Genomic DNA, 6,411 nt, shown 5'->3' on the forward strand with positions numbered 1-6,411 from the left:
CTTCGACCCGTTCTTCACCACCAAGTTCCTGGGCCGGGGCCTGGGGCTCTCGGTGGTGTGGGGCGTGGCCCGGGCCGTCGGCGGGGCCGTGCGGATCGACTCGGCCCCCGGCCGGGGCACCCGGGTCGGGGTGGCCCTGCCGGCCTCACCGGTCACTCGCCGGGAAGGAACCGGGTGACGCGCACCCAGACCTTGGCGTCGAGGGCCCCGGCGTAGCGAACCGGGTCGGCGGGCCGCACCCGCACCCGGACGGCCCTCTGGAGGGGTTCGTACCGCTTCTGGTACTCCGCGGGCACGTCCGTCACGGTGGGATCCACCTGCTCCACCGTGCCCGTCCCGGTTTCCCCCGAAACGAACACGAGGGTCACGGGCGTGCCCGGTTTCAGCCGGGCCTGGCGCTCGGGAGGAAACCAGGCCTCCACGTACACGGACCTGGGGTCCACGATCCGCGCCAGGGGCTCCCCTTCCAGGAGCACCTCCCCCGTCCGGCGGAAGACCTCGCCCACCACCCCGCCGATGGGGGCCCGAAGCGGGGTTTCCCCACCCCCCGGTTTCGCGGATGGGCCCGGCGGGGCCGGCTCGGCCTGGGCCCGGCGGCGGGCCTCGGCGAGCCGGGCCAGGGTTTCCGCAGACGCGCGGGGACGCCGCCCCCGGACCTCCCGAAGCCGTTCCCGAAGCCGGGCCAGTTCCCCCTCCAACGCCGAAACGACGGGATCTGCCGAAGGGGCAGGCGGGGGGGCAGCCGTCCTGCGAAGATACTCGCCAAGGGGGATCGCCTCGAGTTCGAAGAGCCGGCGCCACCGGGCCGCCTCGGCCTCCTGGGCCTCCCGGCGGAGGGCGGCCGCCTCGGCCTCGGCCCGGCGTTCGGCCAGGCGCCGTTCCCGGTCGGCGATGCGGTCCTCGAGGCCCTGGATCTCCTTGTCGAGGCGCTCGCGGGCGTCCCGAACCTCGTCCCGCACCCGGGCCTCGAGCCGGCGGACCTCGGCCTGCCATTCGGCGCGCGCGTCCGGGGGGGAGGGCGAAAGGGCCGCCGGTGCCGCTTCATCTCGGCCGATCCGCGCGAGCACCTGGCCCGGGGAGACCGTCGCCCCCACCTCGACCCCGGACCAGAGGATCCGGCCCCGGTCCACCGTCTGCACGAGGGCCGAGGTGCCCCGAACGAAGCCGTTCCCCTCCACGTACCAGAGCTTCCGGAACCCGAGCCGGAGGAGAACGAGGGCGACGGCGGCGAGAATCCCGAAATACACCACCTTCCCGATGGAAAGGCGGCGGCGCTCCCGTTCGGACGGGCTTCGGACCTGCGGGCGAAGCTTGGTCAAGCGCATGGGTCACTCTCCTGCCGGGACCTGGGCGATGCGGCGCCAGGCCTGCCAGTCGTGCACGGCCACCCGCTCGGCGTCCGGCCACAGGGCCGTGATCCGCCGGATCTCCCGTTCCAGGTCCCCCTCGGTCGAAAACTCCCGGGCGTTGATCGCGGGCCAGGCGGGGGCCGGCGCCCAGGCCATGGCCGCCGCCCGGACTCGCTCGCTCCGGGGCGTTCCGTAGGCCATGACGACCACGCCGTCCAAGGCGGCGGCGATGCGGGCCGTGATCTCGGCGGCGGCCCTTTCGTGGAGCCACACGGGGAGGGAGGCGGTGAGGCTGGGCCGCCCCGGAAGGGCTCCGACCGCCTCCCGGGCGGCCTCGACGACGGCCGCGAGGCCCTCGAGGAGTTCTCCGGGCCGGTCGTCCCAGGCGTCGAGGGCCTGGGGCTCGACGTCCAGGTGCAGCCCGGCAAAGGGCCGCGGCGCGGCGAGCTGAAAGGCCTCGAAGTCGGCGAGGCGCCTCCGAAACCGGGCGATCTCCCCCGGCAGCGCCCACCGGTTCTCCCCGAGGAGCAGGTGCACCCCCACGCCCCGGTCGGCCAGGTCCCCGATGATCCGCTCCCAGGTGGGGGAGAAGGGGTCGAGGGGTTCCCCGCCCGGCGACACGTACAGCCGCTTGATGCCCTTGGCCCGGCAGAACGCCGCCACGTCCTCCGGGTCTCCCAGGGCCGACGGGCCACCCCACACGTACGCCTCGCGGGGGGGGCGTTTCCTGGGCACGGCGGGCGGAGCCGGCACCGGGAACACCGCCTTGGGGGGGCGGTCGCAGGCCGGGGGCCCGTCCGGAAACAGCCGGGCCTGGAGTTCCAGGGCCCGCAGGTACACGTCCCAGGCCCGCTCGAGAGGGTCTCCGGAGGAGGGAGGGCCGGTTTCGCCCCGCAGGGCCCGGGTCCGCCGGCGTTCGGCTTCGAGGCGGGCCTCGGTCTCGGCCAGGCGGCGTTCGGCCTCGAGGGCCTCGACGCGGGCCCACAGGGCCACCCGGGCCTGGGCCTCCCGGGCGGCCTCCCCCCGCGCCCGGGACTCCCACCGGCGGGCCCGGGGTTCTCCCACGGGCGCCCGTCTTGCCCCGAAGGGCCAGACGAACCGAACCCCGATGCGGCTACCCCCCTGGAGCCCGTCGTCCACGTCCTCCTCCCAGGTGTACCCGGCCTCGAGGTCGAGCCGGGCCCCGCTCCCGGGGCGGGGGGCCTCCCGCTCGGCCCGGGCCCGGAGGAGGAGGGAGGCCGGAGGGTCGGGCGGGGGGGCGCAGGCCGGATCCGGAAAGACCACGGGGCCGAGTTCGGGGATCTCAGGAGTCTGGCCGCAGGAGGCGGCCCGGAGTTCCTCCCGGGCCTCCCGGGCCTCGGCCTCCCACCGGGCGGCCTCGGCCAAGGCCCGGTCGCGTTCGCGGCGTGCCTCGAGCACGTCTTCGAGCAGCACCACCTTGTCGAGCCAGAGGTCCTCCCGCCGGGCCGCCTCGGCCTCCAGGTCACGGGCGAGCCCGCGGTAGCGGTCCGCGAGGGTTTCGGCCCGGCGGTGCCTTGCCGCGGCGACCCGGGCCGTGCGCCGCATCTCCCGGATCCGCTCGTCCCGTTCGGCCCGGAGCGCCGCGACCTCGGCCTCGAGGGCCGCCCGGTGCGACGGCAGGGCCCGGAGCCGCTCCCACAGGGGATAGCGCAGGTAGAGGTCGGCCCGCTGGCGGGTGCCCGTCAGGTCCTCTTCCGAGAGGTTCGGGTCGGGGTAGTAGAAGTACGACCCCCGGAGTTCCCACAGGGTGGAGCGGGTCGCCTCGAGTTCGGCCTCGACCTCCTCGAGCCGGGCATCGAGTTCCCGCAGTTCGGGCCGGCAGGCCAGGTCGTCGGGCACCCCGGCCCGGGCGGCCGCGGCGAGCCCCAGGGCCAGGAGGATCACCCACCGCTGTGCGACGCCCCTCACCATCGGTCCATCCTCGGCCGGACCTTGGCCGGCGCGAAGGGGTCGCGGTAGGACCCCTTGAACAGGATCTCCTCCAGGTACCCGGACACCCGGGCGAACTTGAGGAGCCGCTTGTAGAGGTTGAAAAGGGGCAGGTAGACGAGGCTCCGGGCGTCCATGCCGGGCCGCTCCGAAAACCCGATCATCACGGCGGCCTCGAACACCTCGGCCAGGAAGTAGAGCACGTAGTTTCCCAGGATCACCCAGGGGAGGATCGAGGGGTAGTGGAGGACCATGTCGATGAGGTAGGCGAGGGACGTGAAGGCCAGGACCACGTGGAAGAACACGCTGTCGGCGCTCGACACCGCGTTCTCGGGCCGCCACACGGCCCGAAACGGGCTGAACACGTCCCCGTGCTTGAAAATCCGGTTTTTCGCAAGATTCCGGGCCCACCGGCGCCGCTGGCGGAACAGGGCGGACAGCCGGGTGGGCACGTTGGTCATGCAGATGGCCTCGGGCGCGAAGCTTACGCGGTAGCCGAGTTTTCGGAACTTGGCCGTGAGGTCCGAGTCGTTGCCCGGGCCGGGGTCGTACCCCCCGACGGCCTCGAACACCTCCCGCCGGAACGCGCCGAAGGCGCCCGACACGATGGGCAGGGTGCCCATGGCCGCCCGGATGCGCCGGCCCACCGCGATGGCGAACCCGTACTCCATGTTCTGGAGTTCGGTGAGGAGGTTCTCCCGCGGGTTTCGCACCCGCACGTTCCCGGCCACGCACCCGACCCTCGGGTCCCGCAGGTGGTTCACCAGGTGGGCGATGGCGTCGCGGTCGAAGGTGGTGTCGGAGTCCACGAACACGAACACCTCCCCCTTGGCGTAGCCGGCCCCCAGGTTCAGGGCCGGCGATTTCCCCTCCCGCTCCACGTTCCGGAAGAACCGCACGTTGGGGAACCGCTTCTGGATCTCGGCGCAGACCTCCGGGGTGCGGTCGGTGCTCCCGTCGTCCACGAGGACGATCTCGATGGGCCGGTAGGTCTGGTCCTGCAGGGACTCGACCGTGCGGAAGATCGTGTCCTCCTCGTTCAGCACCGGGATCACCACCGACACGAGCGGGTTTCGGCCACCGAACGCGTCGTCGTCCGCCGGCCGGGGGCGCACCGGGCGGTAGAGCCACAGGTAGGCGATCAAGAGCACGTCCGTCACGAGATACCGGGGGAAGTCCAGGAAGAAGAAGTGCCAGAACAGGCGCAGCGTCCGGTCGAACCCCGCGCCGAACAGGTAGTCGAACAGGGAAAGCAGGCGGTCCTCCCAGCCGGTCACGGCCGTTCCTCGAGCCACCGGATCGTGAGCCCAAGGGGGGTCCCTCGGAGGCGTTCCTCCACCTCCCGGACCGCTCGCTCCATGCCCTTGCGGGCGCCCGGGCCGGGGGTTTCGAAGAACAACACCCGGAACCGGCTCTCCCCCAGCGGGCAAACGGGGTCGGTCTCCCGAAGGTTTCCCCGCAGGATCTCGGCAAAGGTCCGGAGCACCCGCAGGGTCTCCACCGGGCCCACGGCATCCAGCAGCTGGTCCCGGCCGCCGACCGCCACCTCGGCCAGGCTGTACGGCCGCTCGTACCGGTCCGCCAGGTGCCGGGCGAGCCGGACCATGACCTCGAAGGCCTCCGGGTCCACCGTCTGGAGGTGCTCGTGGAGGAGTTCCTGGAGCGAGCGCGCCGGGATCCGCCCGGCCTCCGCCGCGCCGGCTCCCCGGGCCGTCAGCCGGTAGGCGGCCACGTCGAACTTCCGGGCGGCCTCGGGCCCGAACACCTTGCCGCACACCAGGCTCAGGCACTCCACCTCGGGTTCGGTGTTCACGGCCCCGCAGTCCAGGCACCGGACCACCTCGTTCGGCCGGTCGAAATCCACCCCCACGTGCCGGAGCACCCGGCGGCATTTGGGGCAGACGAGGTCCTCCCCGTCCCGGAACTCGGGCTCCGGGCCCACGTGGCCGCACCGGTAGTGGTGTACGTTGGAGACGACCTGGATCCGGGGCGACCGGCAGGAGGGACAGACCTCCCGGAAGTTGATGGCGTAGTGGCCGCAGTAAGGGCACAGGTGGATCCGGTCGCGAAACTCCCTTTCGAAAAGTCCCACGGCCGCGAGTTCCTCGCACAGGGCGAACTCCTCGCCCCGGGGAAGCCCGAGGATCAGGCCCGCGAGCGGCAGGTTGTACCCCCGGGTCGCCGTGGGGTGGCGCACCGGTTCGAGGCGCTCGAGCCCCCGGGTGGTCAGGAACCGCAGGAGGGCGACCTCGCGCAGTTGGGTGGCGGTGGCCTTGGGGTCGGGCGGAGTCAGGGCGCCCACGGCCTCGGCCAGGTGGTCCAGCCGGGCGAGGGCGCGTTCCAGGGCCGCCTCGCTGCCCCCCAGGGGCCAGAGGGCGTCGGCGAAGATCCGGTCCTCCGCGGCCCGGTCGGCGTCGGGGCTTTCGGCCGCGGCCACGGGGCACAGGGCCGTGGCCGGATTGCGCCGGAGGGCCCGGAGCCACTCCGACACCCGCCGGTCGTCGGCGTGGAAGAGGAGCACGCGGTCGGCCGGGCCGGGCGTGTCGGGTCCCCGGTCTCCGGCCACCACGCGGGTCGGCCCGCGGGCCTGGAGACGTTCGAGCAGCCGCGGGTCGGGCACGTCGGTGACGAGCAGGTAGGCCATGGGTCCTCCGGAGGATGCGCGACAAACCAAATCGATTTATCGGGCGCCGCGCCGCGGGCCTTGAGCCCACAGGCCCCGGCGTTCGCTCCGCGCTTGCCGTTCCAGCTGGAGGAACCGACCCTTCCCCGGGTACTCGAAGTGCCGGATCGCCCGGGCGAGCCCGGCCCGGAGGAGTTCCTCCGAGAGGTTCACGGGGTCGGTCCTCCCGGGCAGGGTAAGCCACAGGAACCCGAGCACCCGGCCGTGGGCGTCCACCCGGTCGCCGGCGATCTCGAGGTCCACCCGGGTGGCCCGGGCGAGCAGGGACCGGGTGAACCGGGTGGCCTTGCCGGAGAAGGGCTCGGCCGGCCGGCCGTCCCGGGCCTTCTCGGGGGTGTCCACCCCGAGGAGCCGCACGTGGGCCTCCCGCCCCGCCCACCGGGCCACCACGGTGTCGCCGTCGATCACGTGCACGATCTCCACCGGGAA

Annotated in this window: 6 protein-coding genes; 1 reads left to right on the plus strand and 5 read right to left on the minus strand. The window is 73.5% G+C overall.

All coding sequences use genetic code 11. From position 1 onward, the window contains the following. Window positions 1–178 (plus strand): ATP-binding protein (locus ACY0I8_RS15105; protein ID WP_461395408.1); only part of this gene is annotated, 178 nt, incomplete at its 5' end. Here the strand turns inward: ACY0I8_RS15105 and ACY0I8_RS15110 are convergent. The 5 genes from ACY0I8_RS15110 to ACY0I8_RS15130 all read right to left on the minus strand — a co-directional run. Next, on the minus strand, window positions 153–1,325 hold the full coding sequence (locus tag ACY0I8_RS15110; protein WP_461395403.1) for an HlyD family secretion protein: 1,173 nt from the start codon (window positions 1,323–1,325) through the stop codon (window positions 153–155). The genes ACY0I8_RS15105 and ACY0I8_RS15110 overlap by 26 nt on opposite strands. 3 nt (window positions 1,326–1,328) lie before the next feature. Then, window positions 1,329–3,281, minus strand: a complete 1,953-nt coding sequence (locus ACY0I8_RS15115) for a hypothetical protein (protein WP_461395404.1) — start codon at window positions 3,279–3,281, stop codon at window positions 1,329–1,331. Continuing rightward, window positions 3,275–4,576 (minus strand): glycosyltransferase family 2 protein, encoded by a 1,302-nt coding sequence (locus ACY0I8_RS15120; RefSeq protein WP_461395405.1) that lies wholly within the window; start codon window positions 4,574–4,576, stop codon window positions 3,275–3,277. Before ACY0I8_RS15120 ends, ACY0I8_RS15115 begins: the two co-directional genes overlap by 7 nt. Next, window positions 4,573–5,943: a TackOD1 domain-containing metal-binding protein gene (locus tag ACY0I8_RS15125; RefSeq protein WP_461395406.1), complete on the minus strand. Its 1,371-nt coding sequence runs from the start codon at window positions 5,941–5,943 to the stop codon at window positions 4,573–4,575. Before ACY0I8_RS15125 ends, ACY0I8_RS15120 begins: the two co-directional genes overlap by 4 nt. A gap of 36 nt (window positions 5,944–5,979) precedes the next feature. After that, on the minus strand, window positions 5,980–6,411 hold a 432-nt coding region (locus ACY0I8_RS15130), incomplete at its 5' end, for a thermonuclease family protein (RefSeq protein WP_461395407.1).

The sequence above is a fragment of the Deferrisoma sp. genome (genome assembly GCF_054681715.1).